Origin of the sequence: Kitasatospora sp. NPDC091257, from assembly GCF_044757675.1 — a bacterium.
In the GTDB taxonomy this organism is placed as follows: domain Bacteria; phylum Actinomycetota; class Actinomycetes; order Streptomycetales; family Streptomycetaceae; genus Kitasatospora; species Kitasatospora lactacystinica.
Genome location: NZ_JBIVVI010001230.1, coordinates 1 through 2,599 on the forward strand (window position 1 = coordinate 1; position 2,599 = coordinate 2,599).

Consider the following 2,599-nt stretch of genomic DNA (forward strand, 5'->3'; position numbering starts at 1 on the left):
GGGTGCACGTGATCGTCGACGTCGTCGGCTACTACGGCCCGTCCGGAACGGGCCTGTTCAGCGCGCTCACGACGCCGGTCCGCAACCTCGACGCCACCACCCGCGCCGCGCTGGAGCACCGGGTGGTCGTCGTCGGCTCCGACCGCGAGGAACTGCTGCGCGGGCTGGCCGCCGTCGTCGACGGCGCGCCGAGCGCGGCCGTGGTCTCCGAGCGCGCGGGCGACGGCCGGGTGGCGTTCCTGTTCACCGGCCAGGGTGCGCAGCGCGCCGGGATGGGACGTGACCTCCACGCCCGCCACCCGGTGTTCGCGGAGGCCTTCGACGCGGTCTGCGCGGAGTTCGACCTGCTGCTCGACCGCTCGGTCAAGGACGTGGTGTTCGACGGCGTCGAGGACCTGGACCGTACGGTGTGGGCGCAGGCCGGGCTGTTCGCGGTCGAGGTGGCGCTGTTCCGGTTGCTCGAATCCTGGGGCGTGGTCCCGGAGTTGATGCTCGGCCACTCGATCGGCGAGATCGCCGCGGCGCACTGCGCCGGGGTGTTCCCGCTGCCGGACGCGTGCGCCCTGGTGGCCGCGCGCGGCCGGCTGATGGAGGCACTGCCCGAGGGCGGGGCGATGCTGGCGGTCCAGGCCACCGAGGCCGAGGTCCGCGAGGCGATCGGCGGCCGCCTGGACGTCGCGGCCGTCAACGGCCCGGCCGCCGTGGTGCTCTCCGGCCCCGTCGAGGTGGTCGAGGAGTTCGCCGCGCGCTGGTCGGCGGCCGGGGTGAGGACGCGCCGACTGGCCGTCTCGCACGCCTTCCACTCGGCCCTGATGGAGCCGATGCTGGACGACTTCGCGGCCGTCCTGAAGGGCCTGGCCTTCAGTGAGCCGGGCATCCCGGTGGTCTCCGCCCTGACCGGCGGGATCGCCGGGCCCGGCCTGCTCACCACCCCCGACTACTGGGTGCGCCAGGTCCGCGAGGCCGTCCGCTTCGCCGACGGCGTCGAGACCCTGCACCGCCAGGGCCTGACCCGGTTCGTCGAACTGGGCCCCGACGGCGTGCTGTCCGCGCTGGTGGCCCGGATCGTCCCGGACGCCGTCGGCGTGCCCCTGCTGCGCGAGGGACGGGACCACGTGCCGTCCGCCGTCGGGCGGCTCTGGGCGGCCGGCGTGCCGGTGGACTGGGCGGCCGTGCTGCCCGGTGGCCGGCGGGTGGACCTGCCGACCTACGCCTTCCAGCGGGACCGCTACTGGCCGGAGCCGGCGGCGGCGGCGCAGCCCGTCGACCCGGCGGAGGAACGGTTCTGGGAGGCGGTCGAGCGCGAGGACCTCGGCGAGCTGGCCGAGACCCTGGACGCCCGACCGGAGGCCGTCGGGACGGCGCTGACCGCGCTGTCCTCCTGGCGTCGCCGCCGTCGCCAGGACGCCCGCACCGACGCCTGGCGCCACCGGGTGCTGTGGCAGCCGGCCGCCGCGCCGTCCGGCCGGGCCGTACTGGACGGGACCTGGCTGGTCGTCGCCCCGGAGGGCGAGGAGCTGGCGGCCGAGGCGCAGAGCAGCCTGGTCGCCGCCGGGGCCCGGACGCTGCGGCTGGCCGTCGACGGCGACGCGGGCGATGCGGGTGACGGAACCCACGGAACCCACGGAACCCACGGGACGGACCGCGCGGCGCTGGCCGCGCGGCTGCGGACCGTGCTCGACGGGGCCGGTGCGCTCGCCGGCGTGCTCGCGGTGCCCGGTGACCGGGTCGCCGAGCTGGCGACGCTCGCCCAGGCCCTGGACGACACCGGTCTGACGGCCCCGCTGTGGGCGGTCACCGCCGGTGCGGTGTCGACCGGCCCGGCGGACCCGCCGGCCGACCCGGGCCAGGCCACCGTCTGGGGCCTCAGCCGCGGCCTCGACCTGGCCGGTCCGGACTGCTGGGGCGGAATCGTCGACCTCCCGGTGCGCCGGGACGCCGCCGCCTGGGACCGCCTCGCGCAGGCGCTCACCGGACCGGAGCAGGAGGCCGCGATCCGTGACGGGCGGGTCTTCGTCCGCCGGCTGGTCCCGGCCCCGGCCGGGGCGGCGGCCGGGCAGGTGCGGTGGCCGGGCACCGGCACCGTCCTGGTCACCGGCGGCACCGGGGCGCTCGGCCGGCGGGTCGCCCGCCGGTTGGCCGACCTGGGCGTGCCGCGCCTGCTGCTGGTCGGCCGGCGCGGTGAGCGGGCGCCCGGCGTCGCCGACCTGCTCGCCGAGCTGCGGGCGGCCGGAACCGAGGCGACGGTGGCGGCCTGCGACGTCGCCGACCGGGCGGCGCTCGCCGGGCTGCTCGCCGCGGTCCCCGCCGAGCACCCGCTCACCGCGGTGGTGCACGCGGCCGGGGTCGGCGACGACACCACGGCCGACGCGCTCACCCCGGAGCGGATCGCCGAGGTGCTGCGGCCCACCGTGGACGGCGCCCGCCACCTGCACGAGCTGACCTCGGGTCTGGATCTGAGCGCCTTCGTGCTGTTCTCCTCGGTGGCCGGGGTCTGGGGTGCCGCGCAGCCCGCAAGGACGGGCACTTCGACGCCGAACTGGTCCCGGTCGAGCGGCCGGACGGGGTGACGGTGAGCCGGGACGAGGGCATCCGCGAG

Annotated in this window: 1 protein-coding gene; it reads left to right on the forward strand. The window is 77.6% G+C overall.

Annotation, left to right across the window (positions count from 1 at the left end):
* A partial coding sequence (locus ACIQOV_RS36655) for an SDR family NAD(P)-dependent oxidoreductase (RefSeq protein WP_401055124.1) occupies window positions 1-2,570 on the forward strand: 2,570 nt, incomplete at its 5' end.
* Window positions 2,571-2,599: the final 29 nt, after the last annotated feature.